Origin of the sequence: Mesorhizobium sp. M1E.F.Ca.ET.045.02.1.1 (genome assembly GCF_003952485.1) — a bacterium.
Lineage (GTDB): Bacteria > Pseudomonadota > Alphaproteobacteria > Rhizobiales > Rhizobiaceae > Mesorhizobium.
The window spans coordinates 1,840,856-1,858,404 of the sequence record NZ_CP034447.1; the positions used below are offsets into that span (position 1 = coordinate 1,840,856).

Consider the following 17,549-nt stretch of genomic DNA (forward strand, 5'->3'; position numbering starts at 1 on the left):
CCGGGCCTTTGGCATGTTGGGGGTCAGGGGTCAATTCGGCTTAGGGTTAAGTAGGGCGGCGCGGCCTTCCCTTCTCCCCTTGTGGGAGAAGGTGGATCGGCGCGCAAGCGCCGAGACGGATGAGGGGTGTTCCAGCGGAGTGAGACGTCAGCTTTCCCTAGAGCACCCCTCATCCGTCGCCTTCGGCGACACCTTCTCCCACAAGGGGAGAAGGACGGGCGCCTACGCCGCGATCCGCGGCCGTCCCGACGCCACCGCCACGACATGCGCTTCGATGAACATGCGCTGGCCTTCGATGGTCGAGACCTTGAACTCGGTGGCGACGTCGATCTCGGCGCTGTCGGTGCCGGCATCCTTGGCGCGCTGGGCGGCGAGCGCCCGCACATCGGTTTCCGCCGCGGCGATCGCCTTCGCCTCGTCGGTGAAATCGCGCACCGTTTGCCCCGACGCGAGGCGGAAGAGACCTTCCCTGGGCTGGCTGACGCGGGCTTCGGCCAAGACGCGGACCTGGCCGACCACGGCGCCAAGCGCATTCGCGACGTCGGTGTCCTCCGGCACGATGCAGCCATTGCCGATCAGCGGCGGCAGCCCGGCATAATGCAGCGGCGCCGAGGCGCCGAGGCCGATGACCGGGCGGTCGAGCGCGACAGTGAAGCGGGCGATGCCGGGATGCGCGTCGACGGCGCGCTGCACCAGCGCATGGGCGACCGTCGCGGCACCGTCCAAACCGTCCTCGGCGAAGGCGGTTTCGAGGATGTATTCGGCCGACCAGCGCGTCAGCGTGGTGAGCACGCGCTCGGCGAGCGCTTCCGGCGTCGCCGCAATCGCCTGCCCGCGGCCGTCGCGGCGGCGGGCGAAGAGCTCGGCGCCGAGGCGGGCGGCGGCGGGATCCCAATTGGCCTGCCTGCCCAGCACATGGGCGGCGTCGGACGGCGTGAAGCCGCAAATATGTACGAGGCCCCGCGCCACCAGCCGGTTGAGCGTGGCGTTCTGGGCGTTGGAGGTAAGCAGTCTGTCGAGCGCGAGCGGGGTGGCGCCGATCGCCTCGTAGAGTTTTGCTTCCGGCGCGGTGAGGCCGGCGGAGAGCCGATCCGGCACACCGGTGCGCACGGCAAAGCGCCCGTCCATGCGGCCGGGATTCGGCGCGCGCAACTGCCGTTCCAGCTCGGCGGTGACCGCCTCGCCATGCACCATTCCCGCCAGCGCCAGCGGCACCAGGCGACGCGGCCCGAGCAGGATTTTCGGGGTGAGCGCGCCGTCTTCCAGCGCCACTTCCGAGTCGCCGCCAAGGCCGAAGGTGCGCATGGCCACCGCCTCCACCATTGTGCGGAAGCCGCCGACGGTGGCGCCTTCGGGATCGAGGCGAGGCCGGCCGCCGTCGAGCACCGCGACATCCGTCGTGGTGCCGCCGATGTCCGACACCATGGCGTCGTCGAGCCCAGTCATGTGGCGGGCGCCGACAAGGCTGGCGGCGGGGCCTGAGAGAATGGTTTCAATCGGCCGCTGGCGGGCGAAGGCCGCGGAGACCAGCGCGCCGTCGCCGCGCACCACCATCAGGGGTGCTGCGATGCCGCGTTTGGCAAGAAAGCCTTCGGTCGCCGCCACCAGCCGGTCGATCATCGAGATCAGGCGGGCGTTGAGCAGCGTGGTCAGCGCGCGGCGCGGCCCGCCGAGCTTGGCCGACAATTCATGGCTGGCGGTGACCGGCAGGCCGGTCTTCTCGCGGATCAGGTCGCGCGCCGCCAGCTCATGCGCCGGATTGCGGGTGGCGAAATAGGCGCAGACGGCGAAACCCGACACCGAACGCCCAAGCTCCGGCAGCGCCGCCTCGAGGTCGGAAAGGTCGAGTTTTGCCGCATTGCCGTGCACGTCATGGCCGCCGGGACAGAACACGACCGGATCGGTGCCTAAAGCCGTCTTCAGCCCGTCGCGGGCAAGGTCTGCCTCGGAAAAGCCGATCATGATGAGCGCCACGCGGCCGCCCTGGCCCTCGACCAGCGCGTTGGTGGCCAAAGTCGTCGACATCGAGACAAGCTTGATGGCCGCCGGGTCGGTGCCGGCCTTCTCCAGCACCGCGTCGACCGCGCCGGAAATGCCGACGGCGAGATCGTGCCTGGTGGTGAGCGCCTTGGCCTTGGCCAGCACCTTGCCCTTGTTTGGGTTATCCAGGGGCCCGCCCTCTTCCGACCACAGCACAGCATCGGTGTAGGTGCCGCCGGTGTCGATGCCGAGGAAGAGAGGGGATTGCTTGGCGATCATGGGCGGGGCGGCAGTCCGGGGAAACGAGATTTGGTGCCTGCCCCTTAGCCGATACGGGGTTGCGGATAAAGGCGGGAGAGATGGGCCAGGTAATCTCCCCCCTTGAGGGGGAGATGTCGCCGAAGGCGACAGAGGGGGTCGCTGCGCGTCGAGCGCCGACGCCTTCCGCCACGACGAGCAATGACGTCGGCGATTTATGTGAGACGACCCCCTCTGGCCGCTTTGCGGCCATCTCCCCCTCAAGGGGGGAGATTACTCAGCTACTTCGCCGTGACGGTGCCCTTCATCGAGCTGTGGATCGCACAGTGGAACGCATGCGCGCCGGCTTTGGCGATCTTGACCTTGGCGCTCTTGCCCTTGGCGAGCTGGCCGGTGTCGAAGGAGCCGTCCTCGGCCGTGGCGGTGTGCGTCATGGCGTCGGCATTGGTGAAGATGACGGTGTCGCCGACGGCGGCACTGATCTTGGCCGGGTGGAATTTCATGCCCTTGATCTGGACCGCGTGATTGGCGGCATAGGCGGGCATGGCGAAGGCGAGCAGAGCAAGAACGAGCATGGTTCGCATGATGGATTTCCTCCTGAAGCGCGAAACCTCATCCTAAACTAACGCCGGCGCACGGGTTTTCATGCCACGAACCCCACTCTTTTATGCGATCCGTCGCAGAACGGCTTGTTGGCCGAGTGGCCGCAGCGGCAGAGGAAGACCTTCGTCGTGCGGGCGACGGTGTGGCCGGTGCCGGTGACGATCTCGGCATTGCCTTCGAGCTTGAGCGGCCCGTTCGCGGTCGGCGTGACGTTCAGCGGGCCGTCCCGCGCCTCGAGCACCTGCGCCTCCTTCAGCGGCGGCTCGCCGGTGGCGGTGAAGCCGGCCTTGATGTGGCTGTTGTCGCAGAACGGCTTGTTCTGCGACTGGCCGCAGCGGCACAGCGTGGCGCGATGGAAAGTCTCGCCATTCAGTACGATTTGCGCATGCACCGCCAGGGGGCCGTTTTCCCTGACGCGCACGGTGTTGACCACCGGCGGCTTCTCCTGCGGCCCGCCATCCTTCCTGGCATAGGTGATGGCGCCCGACGGGCAGTTCTCGGCCAGCGCCACCACCTTCTCGACGCTCGCCGCATCGGGATGGATCCACTCGCCCTTGGCGTTTGGCACGAAGACATGCGGGTTGCCGAGCACGCAGTTGCGCGAATGGATGCAGCGCTTGCCGCTGAAGGAAACGTCGATCTTCTCGCCTTCGACCATGCCTGCCATTTGGGGGTCTCCTGTTGGTGGGTGGAGACGAGGCTAGGGCGGGGGCGCGAAGGGCGTCAAGCTGGCCGGATGCACGGCCTTATCTCCCCCCTCGAGGGGGAGATGGCCGCAAAGCGGCCAGAGGGGGTCGTCTCACGTAGATCGCCAGCGTCGTTTTCGTCGCGCAGGGCGCGTCGGCGCTCGATGCGCGGCGACCCCCTCTGTCACCTTCGGCGACATCTCCCCCTCAAGGGGGGAGATTTGGCGCCCTACTCCTCCAGATTGATCTCCTCCGTCTGGCCGCCGCTGCAGGTGTAGCAGCAGTCGTCGCAGCTTTCCTTGTTGCCCGGACCGACGCCCCAATAGGTCTCCTCGTCGCCGTCGACCCAGGCGCCGTAGCAGATCTTCTCGCCGTCCTCGCAGGAGATCGGCAGCTCCTTGGTCTCGCCGTCGTCGAGATAGAAATCCTTGCCATTGCCCGGCCAGACATAGTCGCGGTCCTGGCTGTAGAGTTCGACGCGCATGGCGTTGGGATGGCTGTTCCTGATCTGGAAGGTGACGTCGCCGGCCTGCGCGGCGGACGAGACGATGACGGCAAGCGAGAGCGCGGCGGCAACGCGGCGCGCAATGGCGAAAGACATGAAAACCCCCGAGGTCGAATCGGCCCCCACGGCCGATGGCGAATGATGGCATGCGAGGCTGGAACGAGGAAGGATTGATTCTCCCCGTGACGTTCGAGATTGGCGAAGGCGGAGTAGCGCGGCGCTAATCTCCCCCCTCGAGGGGGAGATGGCCGCGAAGCGGCCAGAGGGGGTCCTCGCGCGTGAAGCGCCAACGTCATTTCTTGTCGCGGACGGCGTCGGCGCTCGACGCGCAGCGACCCCCTCTGTCGCCTTCGGCGACATCTCCCCCTCGAGGGGGGAGATAGCCGCCGCTTACTCCGCCAGATCCACCGTTTCCGTCGAATGCTCCACGCAGATGAAGCAGCAGGTGTCGCAGGGCTGGTCGTTGTCGGGGCCGACGCCGGCTGATATCTGATCGTTGCCGACGACCCAGGCGCCCCAGCAGATGTGCTCGCCATTGTCGCAGGAGATCGGCACGGATTTCCGCGCCTGCGGGCGGATGAGGAAGACCTTGTCGTTGCCCGGCCAGACCTTGCCGCTGTCGCGGCTGAACAATTCCACCGCCACGTCCTGCTGCCGCTGGTTCCTGACGAAGACCGACATGTCGGCGGCGAGGGCCGGCGTGGAGAGGAGCAGAGCGGCGAGCGAGATGCGAATCATGGTGGGGTCCCCGAGAGGAGTAGAGCACGGGCGGGGGAAAGGCGCGACCTCCCCCTTCTCCCCTTGTGGGAGAAGGTGGCCGAGCGAAGCTCGGACGGATGAGGGGTGCTCCAGCTTGGCGACGACGTCCATTACCAATTGCGCTGGTGGAAATCGCCAGCGCCTCGTTTCTTCCAACACCCCTCATCCGTCTCGGCGCTGCGCGCCGATCCACCTTCCCCCACAAGGGGGGAAGGAAGGGTCAGCGCCTCACCTCCACATGCGGCGCGAATTTGCGCACCGCCTCCACCATGTCCTCGCCGCTCATGTCGAGCGAGGAGACCTCCATGTGCACGGTGGTCCTGCCGAAGGGCAGCAGGCCGAACAGGTTGGCGGGCGCGTATCTGATCTCGTCGGGCGGCACCTCGGTGAGATCGAAATTGAGCATCGCAGCGCCCCGGCCGGCGGCGAGGCGCACGCTCTCCACCTTCTGCCACGGCACCAGCACGTCGCCGGCGCGGCGGTCGCGGAAGCCGTTTTCGTCGAGCACGACCTGGACACGCGTGTCGAAGGCGCCGCGCGCGATGAAAAGCCCAAGCCCGGCAAAGCCGAGCGTCAGCAGCGCCACCATGAACACGCCCCCGCCCGGCGCCCCCATGGACAGCCCCTTGACCAGATAGAAGCCGAAGATCGCCGCCATCAGGAACGACCCGAGCGCCGGGACGATCTTTCCCGTGGCGCTGTTGCGGATTTCGAGCGGCGCGGCCATTTTTGCCCCGCTCACCGTTCCGATTTCATGAGCGTCCAGATCCAGCCGATGAAGGTGAGGACCACGAACGGATAGCCGGCGGCGGGCAGCGGCGAGGAGGTGGGCAGCAACGGCGCGCCCCACAGGATCATCGCCGCCGAGACGACGAAGAGCAGGGCCGACACGAAAGCGGTGAGCCGCATCCAGAGCGCGAAGGTGTTTTTCGCGCTGACCATGGCGAGCCCCGCCGCCCAGAGCGCAATGCCGCCGACATAGGAAGGCACGCTCGCCTGCAGGCCCGCCGCATTGCCGGCCAGAAGCAGGCTTTCGCCGGCCAGGAAGGTGAGGAAGCCGGCCGCGACAAGATCATTGCCCAGCCGCTGGTATTTCATCGTCAGCAGCGCGGCCGCGACGACGACGCCCACGCCGTCGATGGTCCAGAGCGTTTCGCGCAGCGCATCGCTCACAACGAAAGTGCCCGCCATGCCCAGCGCGCCGCCCACGGCGAGGCCGATCGCGGCGACGGTGTCCGAAGTGGAGCGCATGTGATGTCTCCCAAGCCGGGGAGAGGATACAACGAGGTGGGACGGCCCAAAAGGCCAAACAGGATAGATGTCAACTGTGGTAAGAGACCGCCCGAAGGCGGACGCTGCGGGACAGCCGAGAGGGGATTTGCGAACCCAGCAGCTTTAGGCTCGCCCGCCGGCTTTCTCATACGCGTTTGTTAGTTGACGCGCCAGCATCCCGGACAGCAATTCCTCCATACGAGAAAGATCAATACGTCCTTCCTTAGAGGCAGCATCCGCTGCGTCCAAAGCGTCGAAGTATGGATTTCTATTCTCTACGATCTGTTCTGGGATAGTTGGCGTTCCTGGGAACACGCTCTCCGCTTTGATACATAATACTACGTAAGACAATATGCGCGACGTCCGGCCGTTTCCATCCGCAAAAGGGTGTACCCAATTAAGCCGCCACATTATATAGGCAGCCAGATGGATAGCTGTTGCTTTCTCCCAATTGTCGTTGACGTAGTCACAGAGATCTTCAATCAATTCTGGAACGAGATGTGCTTCGGCCGGCTTGTGCTTACTTCCGACTATCTCCACGCCTGCGGGCCGAAAATTACCCGCGTACGCGCTGATTCCCGCTAAGGCCTCTCGCTGTAGAGCAAGTATCAAGGACGGCCTAAGCTTGAAGTTGCCGCGCTCCAACGCCTGATGAACGGTCTGAATACCATAGTCATACTGCTTCAGGCCGTTCCTGGCCTCTGCCTCTGCCTTAAGCTCCGGATCTGATATCAGATCAGCTTCAAATGCCCTGCTATGGCGTTGAGCGGAATCGGTCACTACAAATAGCCTTTGGACGCTAACTACCTTTTGACATTCTTGCTCAAAAGCTCAGCCTGCTTATCGATCATCTCACGAGTTATCCTCTCGTTTTCGAACTTGGTGTTCCCATAAGCAAAGCTTCGGCGTTGCTGTTCCTTGTCGATCTTTGACTGATCAAGCGTTTTGGTGGCTTCAATCAGTTTTTTCAGTGCTTCAGTCATAGATACCTCCTGCGCTTATCGCCCAACTGGCAAACGCAAATCACTCTGGCAAGCATGCGCGATGCCCGCCGGATTTGCCAATGAATTTGTTATGAAAGCCGTCACGCGTCTCGCGCTGCGAGACAACTCATTCCACAAGCCTGGCCACTAGCAACTGGGAGAGGCCTTACCTCTCAATCAAACAGTGGCAGTTCCGCGTCTCGAAGTGGTCTAATCCGTTTCACTTTCAGATCGCGCTTTTCGATCTCATCCATCGCGGACGCCACCATACCGAGTTGATCTCTAAGGCGTTCCTCTGACCACATGTCCAAACTCGCTGAAGAATACGTCTTACGATTTCGCGAGCCACCCTCTTCGCCCGACGAGCAGTCGACGTATTCGACGTCGCAGGTTTCGCCATAGAACTCTTGCTCTAGGAGGAACTTCCTGTGCACCGTAAGCATGCCACAGTAAACATCTTCCGAAAGCACAAAGGACTTTCTGTACTGAAGAAAATAGAGTTTAACGACGCCGCCCTCAGTGAAAAAGAACGGTATTCTATACGTCGCGAACCGATCCCGAGCGAAAGGAAAGCGGCGACCGTTTAGATCGAAAACTTGAGTCTTACGGCCGAACGCCAAGGGGCTTGCAAGAGCGATAACATCCTGATTGGCCTTGTAACCGACACGCTCTTGGACGGAGAGCGGCGCCGCTAAAAGTTGATCTATCTGATGAAGCCCTTTGTATGCTTTCCGCACGGCCTTCACAGCGCGCAAATAGTTGAATTTGCCGCCATCTACCGGGTTGTAAAACTCTAGCAGCGACCGCATTGCGGTCTGTACGTTCGTAGTGTCGGCTCGCAGGATTTCGACAAGCGGGGGATTGGTAAGAGGAATCACGTGTTCGCTCCTTGTTCACCCGAACGATAGAGCCTTCCTCCGGTTTTTTCAAACCATTCGAGGATGAGCTCGTCAGGGATCAACATCCCCGGAACAGCGTTTTTTTCAGCGGTGTTCCAGATGATATCCCAAGGCGTGCCCTTTTCGTGTGTCAAATCCGAGAGCTTGTACGGATGGAACTCCGAATAGTAGGCAAATACGTTTTGCAGAAATACGAGACGTTCTCCCCCAATTGCGGCTTGGGCGTCAACAAACGCACCAGTTGAAACATCTAACTTCTGCAAGCGCTCCGTGATTGGTCCGGCACCAAAGCGCTTCACTTGATCATAGACAACTCTATTTACCGGGCCGTGCTTCCAAGCCTCAAATTTCTGACCTATTAACGGCTCTTTATATTTCGCGAGATGCCACGCGTGCGCAAAATAGAGAATTTTCAGTAGCGCCATAGAGGTCAGTCGATGGCCTTTGGCATCGGCCATATCAAGGAACAGGTTGGAAATTTCCCGGGCGTCGTAACTCATTTCATTGAGAACATATCAGGAACATCCATACTTCTCAATCACCCATCTTCAGCGCCTGAATAAACGCCTCCTGCGGGATATCGACCTTGCCGAACTGGCGCATCCGCTTCTTGCCCTCTTTCTGCTTGTCGAGCAGCTTGCGCTTGCGGGTGACGTCGCCGCCGTAGCATTTGGCGGTGACGTCCTTCCTGAGCGCCGAGACGGTCTCGCGGGCGATGATGCGGCCGCCTATCGCCGCCTGGATCGGGATCTTGAACAGGTGCTGCGGGATCAGCTCCTTCAGCTTCTCGCACATGGCGCGGCCGCGCTTTTCGGCGGCCGAGCGGTGCACCAGCATGGACAAAGCGTCGACCGGCTCGTCATTGACCAGGATCGACATCTTCACCAGGTCGCCCTCGCGGTAGTTCGTCAGGTGATAGTCGAAGGAGGCGTAGCCCTTGGAGATCGACTTCAGGCGATCGTAGAAATCGAAGACGACCTCGTTGAGCGGCAGGTCGTAGGTCAGCATGGCGCGTTTTCCCACATAGGAGAGGTCGGCCTGGATGCCGCGCCTGTCCTGGCAGAGTTTCAGGATGCCGCCGAGATAGTCGTCCGGCGTGAGGATGGTGGCGCGGATCCACGGCTCCTCGATCGAGGCGATCTTGACCACGTCGGGCATGTCGGCCGGGTTGTGCAGTTCCTTGGTCGTGCCGTCGATGAGGTTCATGCGGTAGACGACGGAAGGCGCGGTGGCGATGAGGTCGAGGTTGAACTCGCGCTCCAGCCGCTCCTGGATGATCTCCAGATGCAGCAGGCCGAGGAAGCCGCAACGGAAGCCGAAGCCGAGCGCGGCGGAGGTCTCCATTTCGAAGGAGAAGGACGCGTCGTTGAGGCGCAGCTTGCCGACGGCGGCGCGCAGGTCCTCGAAATCGGCGGCGTCGACCGGGAACAGGCCGCAGAACACCACCGGCTGCGCCGGCTTGAAGCCGGGCAGCGCCTTTTGCGTCGGGCGGCGGTCCTCGGTGATGGTGTCGCCGACGCGGGTGTCGGCCACTTCCTTGATCGAGCCGGTGAAGAAGCCGAACTCGCCGGGGCCAAGCTCGTCGACATTGACGCGGGCCGGCTTGAACACGCCGGTGCGCTCGACGAGATATTTCGCGCCGGTGCCCATCATGCGGATGGTCTGGCCCTTCTTCATCACGCCGTCGATGATGCGCACCAGAACGATGACGCCGAGATAGGCGTCGTACCAGCTGTCGACCAGCATCGCCTTCAAGGGTGCTGCGATGTCGCCCTCGCGCGGCGGCGGGAGCTGGTGGACGATCGCCTCCAGCACGTCCGGCACGCCGAGGCCGGTCTTGGCCGAGATCAGCACCGCGTTGGAGGCGTCGAGGCCGATCACCTCCTCCACCTGCTCGCGGATGCGCTCGGGCTCGGCCGCCGGCAGGTCGACCTTGTTCAGCACCACGACGATCTCGTGGTTGTTGTCGATGGCCTGGTAGACATTGGCGAGCGTCTGCGCCTCGACGCCTTGGGAGGCGTCCACCACCAGCAGCGAGCCCTCGCAGGCGGCTAAAGAGCGCGACACCTCGTAGGCGAAGTCGACATGGCCGGGGGTGTCGATGAGGTTCAGGACATAGTCCTCGCCGTTCCTGGCTCGGTAGTTCAGCCTCACCGTCTGGGCCTTGATGGTGATGCCGCGCTCGCGCTCGATATCCATCGAGTCCAGCACCTGCTCCTTCATGTCGCGCTCCTCCAGCGCGCCGGTGAGCTGGATCAGCCGGTCGGCAAGCGTGGATTTGCCATGGTCGATATGGGCGACGATGGAGAAATTGCGGATGTGGTCGAGGGGCGTCGTCATGCGGCGCGCTTTAGCAGGGGCGGGGGTAGCGGGCAAGCCGGGCACCTTTCCTTCTCCCCTTGTAGGAGAAGGTGGATCGGCGCGTTGGCGCCGAGACGGATGAGGGGTGTCCCAGCGGAATGAGACGTCGGCATTCCCTGGAGCACCCCTCATCCGTCGCCTTCGGCGACACCTTCTCCCACAAGGGGAGAAGGGGAGGGCCGCGCCGCGCCGTACATTCAAAACCGCTTAAACAATTATGCACCCATTTAGGGCATAGCTCCGCCTTGGGTGGCTGCGCCACCGGTGTTGTTCGGGGGTTGGGGAATGTTCTCGTCGCCAAGAAATTTCGTTCGCTCGGAAAGCGGCTCGATGATGCCGATCATGATGATGATCACGATCCCATTGCTGCTGGCCGTCGGCTTTTCCGTCGACTACACCTCGGCGGTGACGACCAGGAGCAACATGCAGAACGCGCTGGACGCAGCGATCATCTCGATCACGACGCTGCCGACCACGACGTCGAAGGGCGACCGCCAGACGGCGCTGCAGCAGGCCTATGCGGCGAACAGCGGGCTTGGCACGGCGACGCTCACCGGTGTCGATATCGCCGCCGACGGCACGGCGACCTTCAGCGCCACGGCGGCCTATCCGATGCCGACCAATTTCATGCAGATCGCCCGGATCAACACGGTGGATGTCGGCGTCGGCTCCTCGGTGCGCAAGACGCCGGCGCTGGTGCAGTCCACCTTCAAGGTGACGAAAGTGTCCGGCTATTGGAACAAGACCATGACGCTCTACGGCACCAAGTTCGGCGAAACCACCCCCAAGCCGCTGATGACGATCACGTACACCTACAATGGCTATGGCGACCCGAAGGGCTACGGCACGACCACGGTGAGCACCATCAACGGCTCCACCAGCACGGTGGTCCAGCAGCAGGTTTGCACGACCAACACGGTCGGCAATTTCAACAACCTGGCCGCCGGCACGATCACCCAGACCGACAGCAGGGGAAAGAAGTACGCGACGACCTGCGCCGACACCTTCTACCCCGCCAACGGCTCCGGCGCGGTGATCGATGTCAGCCAGATGGACAAGCTTTATCTGGAGATGAAGGTACCTTCGGGCAATCCGACGACGCTGCGGTCGAACGATGCCACCACCTCGAACCGGCTCTATATCGGCACCAGCGCCACCAACATGCCCGAGGTCCCCACCGGGCAGGTCGTCGATATCTTCAGCGCCGTGCCCTGCGGCCAGGCCGGCTACCAGGCCTGGGAGGACGGCGGCAATCCGGTGCCGGCCGATGTCAGCAATGCCGACTTCTTCTACACCACCACCGGCAAGTGCGACTTCAACCAGAGGCAGTCGGAAACGGTGCTGACGCAGTAGGGCACCTCTCCTTCTCCCCTTGTGGGAGAAGGTGGATCGGCGCGAAGCGCCGAGACGGATGAGGGGTGTTGGACGGAGCGCAGTGGCTGGTTAATCTGGTACCATGCCGCATCGACCTGTCACACAGACCAAACGCAGCTTTGCCCGTTCGCTTCGGCGCGAAATGACGGAGGCGGAGAACAAGCTTTGGCAGGAATTGCGCGACCGCAGGCTCGATCGAATAAAGTTTCGACGCCAGGCGCCAATTGGGAAATACGTCGCCGATTTCGTTTGCCCCGAAGCACGCCTGATCATCGAGATCGATGGGAGCCAGCACGCGGATTCGGAGTCCGACCTAGCGCGCGGAGCTGAATTAAAGGCGAGAGGCTTTCGCGTCTTGCGCTTTTGGAACGACGATGTCCTGAAGGATCTGGACAGCGTCTGCGATACGATCATTGCGTATGTGAGGGATACCAGCCTGCAGCCGTGGCGGTGAGCTGGATAGGCGGCGTCGCCAAGCTGGAACACCCCTCATCCGTCTCGGCGCTCCGCGCCGATCCACCTTCTCCCACAAGGGGAGAAGGAAGAAGCGGCACCGCCCCAATCACAAACCGGTGAAGCTGTAACGAAGCCTTCGGCCGCGGCGAAATGGAAGCATCGCCGCAACGGAGACTGCTTCTCATGACCGGACCCAAGACAATGCTCGGCAAAGCGCTGCTCGCCGGCGCGGCGCTGATCGCGCTTGCCACTGGCGCGAGTGCCGCATCCGCGCAGCTGACCGTCGTGGAGCTGTTCACCAGCCAGGGCTGCTCGTCCTGCCCGCCGGCCAATGCCAACCTGATCAAGGTCAAGGACCGGCCGGGCGTGCTGGCGCTGTCCTTCAACGTCACCTATTGGGACTATCTCGGCTGGAAGGACATTTTCGGCCGGCAGGAGTTCACCCAGCGCCAGGTCAATTACGAGCCCTCACTCGGTCATGACGGGCCGTTCACGCCGCAGGTGGTGGTGAACGGCAGCGCCGACGCGGTCGGCGCCAGGACCGGCGAGATCGAACGGCTGATCTCGACGAGCCCGTCTGCTCAAGGCCCGGCGCTTTCGCTCGGGCAGGGCAAGGTCAGCATCGGCTCGGGCAAGGCGCCCGGCGGCAAGGCCGACATCTGGCTGGTGCGCTACGCCAAGGGCGTCGTCGAGGTGCCGGTGGCGCGCGGCGAAAACACCGGGCGCACGCTGCCGCACGGCAATGTCGTGCATTCGCTGCAGCGGCTTGGCGGCTGGAGCGGCCAGGCCACGACCCTGCCGCTGCCGGCCGCCGCCAACGGCCTCAGCACCGCGGTGCTGGTGCAGAGCCCCGGCGGCGGGCCGATCCTGGCCGCCGCCGCGGACTGATCATCGTTTTTCGCGCGGGGCCGCAGGAAGCGGCATCGCAACACCCGGCCCGCATTCGCGCGCCACAACCCAAGGAGACTAGCCATGACCAAATTCCTGACGGCGCTCACGCTTGCGCTCGCGACCACGGCCTTCGCCGCCAGCGCCCGCGCCGACGATGCGACCAATGCCATGAAGCCCGCCAACGCGATGGCGACGGATGCAATGAAGCCGGCGACGGACGCGATGAAACCGGCCGATACGATGAAGCCCGATGCGATGGCGACACAAGCGATGAAGCCCGCCACCGACGCGATGAAGCCTGCCGACGCCATGAAGCCGGTGACGGATGCCATGAAACCGGCGGACGCGATGGCCCCGGCCCAGTAAGGTCCCGGCCTCTCCTCGGCGAAGGCCGAACAATCGCGAAGGGCGCTCCCCCGCTCCGTCTCGGCGCTGCGCGCCGAGCCACCTCTCCCCCATTTCATGGGGGCGAGGAAATGCCTAACCGCCGAGGGCGCGGCCTTCGCAAGCCTGGGTTCCTCGCCCCCGCGAAGCGGGGGAGAGGTGGCTCGGCGAAGCCGAGACGGAGAGGGGGAGCGCCGACGCCGGCGATAAGCCGCCGCACGGCAAAGTGAGAACCTCTCGGCGGCTTCCTTCGTATATACTGGAACCAAGACAAGGAGATCCAACATGAACGGCATCGACAAAAAGCCCGCGCGGCGATCGCCATTCTTTACCCGCGGCGCGCTTGCGGCACTGGTGCTGACGGCGGCGGCGGCCGCGTTCTGGCAGACGCCGGCCCGTTCGGCCGAGGACGCGGTGGTGATCCCGCCGCCGGCTTTGGACGAGAAGGCCGCGAGCGGCACCGAGACGGCCGTGTTCGCCGGCGGCTGCTTCTGGGGCGTGCAGGGCGTGTTCCAGCACGTGAAGGGCGTCAGCAAGGCCGTTTCCGGCTATACCGGCGGCAGCGCCGAAAACGCCGTCTACGAGGTCGTCGGCACCGGCCGCACCGGCCATGCGGAATCGGTCGAGATCACCTACGATCCGTCGAAGGTCACCTACGGCCAGCTCCTGCAGGTCTATTTCTCGGTGGCGCACAACCCGACGCAGCTCAACTACCAGGGACCGGACCAGGGCACGCAGTATCGCTCGACGATCTTTGCCGGGAACGACGAGCAGAAGAAAGTCGCCGAGAGCTACATTGCCCAGCTCGACAGGGCCAAGGTGTTTGCGAAGCCGATCGTGACGACGCTCGAGACCGGCAAGACCTTCTATCCGGCCGAGGACTACCATCAGGACTTCCTGACGCTGAACCCGACCTACCCCTATATCGTCTACAACGACCTGCCCAAGATCGAGAACCTCAAGGCGCTGTTCCCGCAGCTCTACAGCGAAAAGCCGGTGCTGGTGCTGGCGTCGAGCAAGAGCTGACGGCGGCCGGCCGGTTCCGGAGCGCAGCGACAGGTTTGAAGCGGACGGGCCGCAAGGTCCGCCGCCTCTTTCTTTTGCCGGCAAATAGATCGGAATGTGAAGCTGTTCATAGAGTTATACTTCAAGTCCGCAAACATTGACAGTCAGTCTTCTGCCGCCACATAATCACCGCCGTCACTCTTTCTGACTTTCTGTTTCAACAGATCCGGAAACCTGCTTCCGGCGCGGATCTTGTCGGCGTCGCATCGGGGAGGAATGACACATGGCTGTCAGCATCGAGGTTTCCGTCTACACCAATGGCGACGACGCCTTCGTCGCCTGGGCGCCGAGCGAATTCATCCCGGGATGCCGCGGCTTCCTCCTGGAGCGCGGCCGCAAGGCCGGCGCGACGGAGAAGATCGAGCCGGTCGAGAACCGCGTCGGCTTCACCAAGGACAAGCCGAAATCGGGCGACCACCGGCCGTCCGACGTCTGGCCGTTCCAGCGCTTCAACTGGACCGACCATGCCGCCGATGTCGGCAATGTGGTGCGCTACCGGGTGACCGCGATGATGAGCGCCGGCGCCGGCAAGCCATTGACCAAGGGGGTTACGAGCGACTGGACGGACTGGAAGACGCTTTCCACCGATGCCGGCGGCGGCTTTTCCTGCTTCTTCAACCGCGGGCTGGTGCTGTCGCAATTCGTTGCGCGTTACATGGCCAAGAACAGGCTGACGCCGGCGGCGTTCAAGAAGAGCCTGCAGACCAATGGCGACGCCAAGTTCCGCGCCTTCCTCGAGGGCGATCTCGGTTTGCGCATGGTCGGGCTGACGCAGGTCGCCGGCGACGAGCTGCATGCCGCGCTCTACGAGCTCGGCGACGCGACGCTGGAGACGGCGCTGATCGGGCTCGGGCCGCGGCTCAACCTCATCCTCGCCAACGGCTCGGACAAGAAGGGCGACGGCAACGCGGCGGCGCGCAAGAACCTCAACGACCACGGCATTGCGACCATCGACCGGATGCTGAAGTCGAAGGGGCTCGGCCACAACAAATTCGTCGTGGTCTCGAAGGGCGGCGCGCCCACGATGGTGTGGACCGGGAGCACCAACTGGAGCACGACCGGGCTGTGCACGCAGGTCAACAACGGCCTGCTGATCGAAGACAAGGATGTGGCGGCGCATTTCCGCAAGCATTGGGACCTGTTGAAGGACGCCTCACCGCCGAAGACCGACCCGGCCAATTTCACGCCGGCGCTGATGGCCGACAACGACAAGCCGAAGACGTTTTCGGTCGGCACGGCCAAAGCGACGGTGTGGTTCACGCGCACCTCGGACGGGCGCGACATGGAGGCGCTGCGCGATGTCATCACCTCGGCCAAGCACGCGGTGCTTTTCCTGATGTTCACGCCCGGCAAGCAGGGCCTGCATACGCTGGCCGGCCAGCGCGCCAGAGAAAAGGGCATCTATGTGCGCGGCGTCGTCAGCACGCTCGGCCAAGACGAGGGCGGCACCGACCAGAATTTCCTCGACATCGACCTGGTGAGCAGCGACCGGACGTTCAAGCCGGACCGCTATTCGGTGGCGCAGCCGCAAGGCCTCGACGCGCCGCTCGGACCATGGATCGCCGAGGTCAACCGCCGCACCTTCCTGTCGCAGATCGGCCACGCCATCGTGCATTCGAAGATCCTGGTCACCGACCCGCATTCCGACGACTGCGTGGTAGTGACCGGCAGCCATAATTTCTCGGCACCGGCGAGCGGGAAGAACGACGAGAACCTGGTGATCGTGCGCGGCCACAAAAAGCTCGCCGCCGCCTACGCCACCTATGCGATGTCGGTCTACAGCCACTACCGCTACCGCTCCTACATCCGCGAGATGCGCGCGCAGGGCAAGACGCCGTGGAGCTATCTGGAAGACGACGATGCCTGGCTGAAGACGGAGCTGAGGACCAAGGCGCAGGAGATCGCCTTCTGGACTGCCTGAGGGTAGCTCCTTTCTCCCCGTATAGAGACGGGGAGAAAGACGCTCTCAGTCGTAGGTCAGATCCGTCGCCTTGCCGCCGAAGACCCGGTAGGCATAGAAGGAATAGAAGATGATGATCGGCAGCACGACCACGGTGCCAACCAGGATGAAGGCTAGGCTCTCCGGCGCCGACGCGGCCTGCCAGATCGTCAACTTGTCGGGCACGACATAGGGGTAGAACGACCAGGCCAGCCCGGCGAAGCCGAGCGCGAAGATGGCGGCCAAGGTCAGGAACGGCCGCAGCGCATGCCGGTCGTCGGGCCTCGGCAGATGGAAGGTCTGCCGCCACAGCCACAGGAACAGCAGCGCCGACACAATGGGCAGCGGCGACAGGTAGAGTATCTCCGGCCACAGGAACCATTTGTCGAAGATGCGCGGGCTGGCGAAAGGCGTCGCCAGCGACACCGCGACCATGCCGAGCGCCGTCAGCACCAGTGTGGTGCGCAGCCAGCGCACGGCTTTCCTCTGCAGGCCGCCCTCGGTCTTGTAGATCAGCCAGGCGGAACCCATGGCGGCGTAAGCCGCCGACAGGCAGAGCGCCACCAGCGCGCCGAACGCCATGCCGCCGAAGCCGACATCGAGACCCAGCACATAGACGCCCAGCATATAGCCCTGCGCCAGCGAGGCGGTTGCGGAACCCAAGAAGAAGATGCGGTTCCAGCGCTGCTTCTTGCCGGCCGGCACCTTGGCACGGAAATCGAAGGCGACGCCGCGCAGGATCAAGCCCACGAGGAGCAGGAAGACCGGAATGTAGAGCGCGGTGAGGATGGTGCCATGCGCCATCGGGAAGGCGACCAGCAAAAGGCCGACCGCCAGCACCAGCCAGGTCTCGTTGGCGTCCCAGAACGGGCCGATGGCTGCGATCATCGTATCCTGTTCGGCGTCGTCACCGGCGGCGAACAGGATGCCGATGCCGAGGTCGAAGCCGTCGAGGATGACGTAGATCAGGATGGCGAGGCCCATCAGGCCGGCGAAGATCAGTGGGAGTGCGGTTGGCCAGTCGAAGGTCATTGATCTCTCGTCCCAACAGTCACCGTTTCTGGCCCTTCGCTATGGCTCCGGGCGTTCGTCATTCGAAAAGCCAAACTGTTGGCTTTTCGTCCGCTTCGCGGA

19 protein-coding genes are annotated in these 17,549 nt (G+C 63.6%); 6 read left to right on the top strand and 13 right to left on the bottom strand.

Annotated features, from left to right (window positions below):
• Nucleotides 1-222 precede the first annotated feature (222 nt).
• From EJ070_RS08675 to lepA, 12 genes are all read right to left on the bottom strand, one after another.
• A complete protein-coding gene (locus EJ070_RS08675) occupies nt 223-2,259 on the bottom strand; it encodes a hydantoinase/oxoprolinase family protein (protein WP_126090972.1) in 2,037 nt (678 codons plus the stop codon).
• Between the two features lie 260 nt (nt 2,260-2,519).
• Complete coding sequence (locus EJ070_RS08680) at nt 2,520-2,822, bottom strand: cupredoxin family copper-binding protein (protein ID WP_126090973.1); 303 nt, start codon at nt 2,820-2,822, stop codon at nt 2,520-2,522.
• Nucleotides 2,823-2,881: 59 nt separating this feature from the next.
• A complete protein-coding gene (locus EJ070_RS08685) occupies nt 2,882-3,508 on the bottom strand; it encodes a CDGSH iron-sulfur domain-containing protein (RefSeq protein WP_126090974.1) in 627 nt (208 codons plus the stop codon).
• Between the two features lie 248 nt (nt 3,509-3,756).
• Nucleotides 3,757-4,128, bottom strand: coding sequence for a hypothetical protein (locus EJ070_RS08690; RefSeq protein WP_126090975.1), 372 nt, complete (start codon nt 4,126-4,128; stop codon nt 3,757-3,759).
• 294 nt (nt 4,129-4,422) lie between these two features.
• A complete protein-coding gene (locus EJ070_RS08695) occupies nt 4,423-4,770 on the bottom strand; it encodes a hypothetical protein (protein WP_126090976.1) in 348 nt (115 codons plus the stop codon).
• 241 nt (nt 4,771-5,011) lie between these two features.
• Entirely contained in the window at nt 5,012-5,518 is a 507-nt protein-coding gene (locus EJ070_RS08700; RefSeq protein WP_126090977.1) for a hypothetical protein, read from the bottom strand.
• Nucleotides 5,519-5,529: 11 nt separating this feature from the next.
• Nucleotides 5,530-6,042: a hypothetical protein gene (locus EJ070_RS36215; protein ID WP_189350450.1), complete on the bottom strand. Its 513-nt coding sequence runs from the start codon at nt 6,040-6,042 to the stop codon at nt 5,530-5,532.
• Between the two features lie 144 nt (nt 6,043-6,186).
• Entirely contained in the window at nt 6,187-6,843 is a 657-nt protein-coding gene (locus tag EJ070_RS08710) for a Fic family protein (protein ID WP_126090978.1), read from the bottom strand.
• Between the two features lie 23 nt (nt 6,844-6,866).
• Nucleotides 6,867-7,046, bottom strand: coding sequence for a hypothetical protein (locus EJ070_RS08715; RefSeq protein WP_126090979.1), 180 nt, complete (start codon nt 7,044-7,046; stop codon nt 6,867-6,869).
• A gap of 173 nt (nt 7,047-7,219) precedes the next feature.
• Complete coding sequence (locus EJ070_RS08720; RefSeq protein WP_126090980.1) at nt 7,220-7,924, bottom strand: hypothetical protein; 705 nt, start codon at nt 7,922-7,924, stop codon at nt 7,220-7,222.
• Nucleotides 7,921-8,445 carry a type II toxin-antitoxin system antitoxin SocA domain-containing protein gene (locus EJ070_RS08725; protein WP_126090981.1) on the bottom strand — a complete coding sequence of 175 codons (525 nt, stop codon included), beginning with the start codon at nt 8,443-8,445 and terminating at the stop codon, nt 7,921-7,923. Before EJ070_RS08725 ends, EJ070_RS08720 begins: the two co-directional genes overlap by 4 nt.
• A gap of 34 nt (nt 8,446-8,479) precedes the next feature.
• The gene (gene lepA / locus EJ070_RS08730; RefSeq protein ID WP_126090982.1) at nt 8,480-10,285 is read right to left on the bottom strand and encodes a translation elongation factor 4; all 1,806 of its coding nucleotides are present in this window, start codon (nt 10,283-10,285) and stop codon (nt 8,480-8,482) included.
• 363 nt (nt 10,286-10,648) lie between these two features.
• Here lepA and EJ070_RS08735 point away from each other — a divergent pair, with 363 nt between their 5' ends.
• The 6 genes from EJ070_RS08735 (at nt 10,649) to EJ070_RS08760 (ending at nt 16,397) form a co-directional block, all read left to right on the top strand.
• Nucleotides 10,649-11,659, top strand: coding sequence for a TadE/TadG family type IV pilus assembly protein (locus EJ070_RS08735; RefSeq protein WP_245464838.1), 1,011 nt, complete (start codon nt 10,649-10,651; stop codon nt 11,657-11,659).
• 103 nt (nt 11,660-11,762) lie between these two features.
• Nucleotides 11,763-12,134 carry a DUF559 domain-containing protein gene (locus EJ070_RS08740; protein ID WP_126090984.1) on the top strand — a complete coding sequence of 124 codons (372 nt, stop codon included), beginning with the start codon at nt 11,763-11,765 and terminating at the stop codon, nt 12,132-12,134.
• Nucleotides 12,135-12,319: 185 nt separating this feature from the next.
• On the top strand, nt 12,320-13,024 hold the full coding sequence (locus tag EJ070_RS08745; protein WP_126090985.1) for a DUF1223 domain-containing protein: 705 nt from the start codon (nt 12,320-12,322) through the stop codon (nt 13,022-13,024).
• Between the two features lie 84 nt (nt 13,025-13,108).
• Nucleotides 13,109-13,393, top strand: a complete 285-nt coding sequence (locus EJ070_RS08750) for a hypothetical protein (RefSeq protein ID WP_126090986.1) — start codon at nt 13,109-13,111, stop codon at nt 13,391-13,393.
• Between the two features lie 303 nt (nt 13,394-13,696).
• On the top strand, nt 13,697-14,437 hold the full coding sequence (gene msrA, locus EJ070_RS08755; RefSeq protein ID WP_126090987.1) for a peptide-methionine (S)-S-oxide reductase MsrA: 741 nt from the start codon (nt 13,697-13,699) through the stop codon (nt 14,435-14,437).
• Nucleotides 14,438-14,699: 262 nt separating this feature from the next.
• Nucleotides 14,700-16,397 (top strand): phospholipase D-like domain-containing protein, encoded by a 1,698-nt coding sequence (locus EJ070_RS08760; RefSeq protein ID WP_126090988.1) that lies wholly within the window; start codon nt 14,700-14,702, stop codon nt 16,395-16,397.
• Nucleotides 16,398-16,442: 45 nt separating this feature from the next.
• Here EJ070_RS08760 and EJ070_RS08765 read toward each other — a convergent pair whose 3' ends face one another.
• Nucleotides 16,443-17,447 (bottom strand): cytochrome d ubiquinol oxidase subunit II, encoded by a 1,005-nt coding sequence (locus EJ070_RS08765; protein WP_126090989.1) that lies wholly within the window; start codon nt 17,445-17,447, stop codon nt 16,443-16,445.
• Nucleotides 17,448-17,549 lie beyond the last annotated feature (102 nt).

Bases quoted from the DNA above. Each gene is read 5' to 3' on its own strand.
- EJ070_RS08675 (WP_126090972.1), bottom strand. From the start codon at position 2,259: ATGATCGCCAAGCAATCCCCTCTCTTCCTCGGCATCGACACCGGCGGC.
- EJ070_RS08680 (WP_126090973.1), bottom strand. From the start codon at position 2,822: ATGCGAACCATGCTCGTTCTTGCTCTGCTCGCCTTCGCCATGCCCGCC.
- EJ070_RS08685 (WP_126090974.1), bottom strand. From the start codon at position 3,508: ATGGCAGGCATGGTCGAAGGCGAGAAGATCGACGTTTCCTTCAGCGGC.
- EJ070_RS08690 (WP_126090975.1), bottom strand. From the start codon at position 4,128: ATGTCTTTCGCCATTGCGCGCCGCGTTGCCGCCGCGCTCTCGCTTGCC.
- EJ070_RS08695 (WP_126090976.1), bottom strand. From the start codon at position 4,770: ATGATTCGCATCTCGCTCGCCGCTCTGCTCCTCTCCACGCCGGCCCTC.
- EJ070_RS08700 (WP_126090977.1), bottom strand. From the start codon at position 5,518: ATGGCCGCGCCGCTCGAAATCCGCAACAGCGCCACGGGAAAGATCGTC.
- EJ070_RS36215 (WP_189350450.1), bottom strand. From the start codon at position 6,042: ATGCGCTCCACTTCGGACACCGTCGCCGCGATCGGCCTCGCCGTGGGC.
- EJ070_RS08715 (WP_126090979.1), bottom strand. From the start codon at position 7,046: ATGACTGAAGCACTGAAAAAACTGATTGAAGCCACCAAAACGCTTGAT.
- EJ070_RS08725 (WP_126090981.1), bottom strand. From the start codon at position 8,445: ATGAGTTACGACGCCCGGGAAATTTCCAACCTGTTCCTTGATATGGCC.
- lepA (WP_126090982.1), bottom strand. From the start codon at position 10,285: ATGACGACGCCCCTCGACCACATCCGCAATTTCTCCATCGTCGCCCAT.
- EJ070_RS08735 (WP_245464838.1), top strand. From the start codon at position 10,649: ATGATGATGATCACGATCCCATTGCTGCTGGCCGTCGGCTTTTCCGTC.
- EJ070_RS08740 (WP_126090984.1), top strand. From the start codon at position 11,763: ATGCCGCATCGACCTGTCACACAGACCAAACGCAGCTTTGCCCGTTCG.
- EJ070_RS08745 (WP_126090985.1), top strand. From the start codon at position 12,320: ATGACCGGACCCAAGACAATGCTCGGCAAAGCGCTGCTCGCCGGCGCG.
- EJ070_RS08750 (WP_126090986.1), top strand. From the start codon at position 13,109: ATGACCAAATTCCTGACGGCGCTCACGCTTGCGCTCGCGACCACGGCC.
- msrA (WP_126090987.1), top strand. From the start codon at position 13,697: ATGAACGGCATCGACAAAAAGCCCGCGCGGCGATCGCCATTCTTTACC.
- EJ070_RS08760 (WP_126090988.1), top strand. From the start codon at position 14,700: ATGGCTGTCAGCATCGAGGTTTCCGTCTACACCAATGGCGACGACGCC.
- EJ070_RS08765 (WP_126090989.1), bottom strand. From the start codon at position 17,447: ATGACCTTCGACTGGCCAACCGCACTCCCACTGATCTTCGCCGGCCTG.